At 68.3% G+C, this 901-nt stretch carries 1 protein-coding gene; it reads right to left on the bottom strand.

Annotated features, from left to right (window positions below):
• Positions 1-69: 69 nt before the first annotated feature.
• Complete coding sequence (locus AC1RVW_RS30815) at positions 70-840, bottom strand: ABC transporter ATP-binding protein (protein ID WP_493204532.1); 771 nt, start codon at positions 838-840, stop codon at positions 70-72.
• Positions 841-901: the final 61 nt, after the last annotated feature.

The raw sequence follows: 901 nt of genomic DNA, 5'->3' as shown, positions 1-901 counted from the left end.
GCGCGCGATGGATACGCTGCTTGCCCCCACCCCTGCCCTCCCCCGGAAGGGGAGGGAGAAAGAACGAAATCATGGCGCGGCCACCGCTTGCTGCTCTTCCTCGAAAAGCATGTCGTGGATGCGCTGCGCCGTGCCCTGGAATTCGGCGCTGCCCAGGCTGTCGAGCGAGAAGCCGTGGCTGTTGATCTCCGCGCGCATGCGCCCCGGGTGCGGCGACAGCAGCGCGATGCGGTTGCCCACCACCAGCGCCTCCTCGATCGAATGGGTGACGAACAGCAGCGTGAAGCGAACCTCGTCCCACAGTTCGAGCAGCTCCTGCTGCATCCTGCGGCGCGTGAGCGCGTCGAGCGCGGCGAAGGGCTCGTCCATCAGCAGCACGCGCGGCTGCATCGCCAGCGCACGCGCAATCGCCACGCGCTGCTTCATGCCGCCCGACAGCTGGTGCGGATGCACGTCGGCGAACTTCGACAGGCCCACCTTGTCGAGGTAGTGCAGCGCGCGCTCGGCCGCTTCCTTCTTGCCGAGCGTGCGCGAGGCGAGCAGCGGGAACATCACGTTCTGCTTGACCGTCTTCCACGGCGGCAACTGGTCGAACTCCTGGAACACGACGATGCGGTCGGGGCCGGGCTGCGTCACGCGCCGGTCTTCGAGGCGGATCTCGCCTTCGACCGGCGCAATGAAGCCGGCCACGGCCTTCAGCAGCGTGGACTTGCCGCAGCCCGAGGGGCCGAGCAGCACGAAGCGGTCGGCGGCATGGACTTCGAAGCTCACGCGGTGCGTGGCGCGCACCACGCGCTCGGGGGTGCGGTATTCGAGGCTGACGTTGTCAACCTGGAGCAAGGGAGCGAAGTCTTCCTGCTCCCGGTCTTGCTCCCTCCCCTCCCGGGGGAGGGCTGGGGTG

It is taken from the genome of Variovorax sp. MPBD4-3, assembly GCF_058809745.1.
Note: the sequence above shows the minus strand (reverse complement) of the source record. Positions and strands in the feature narration are given on the sequence as shown.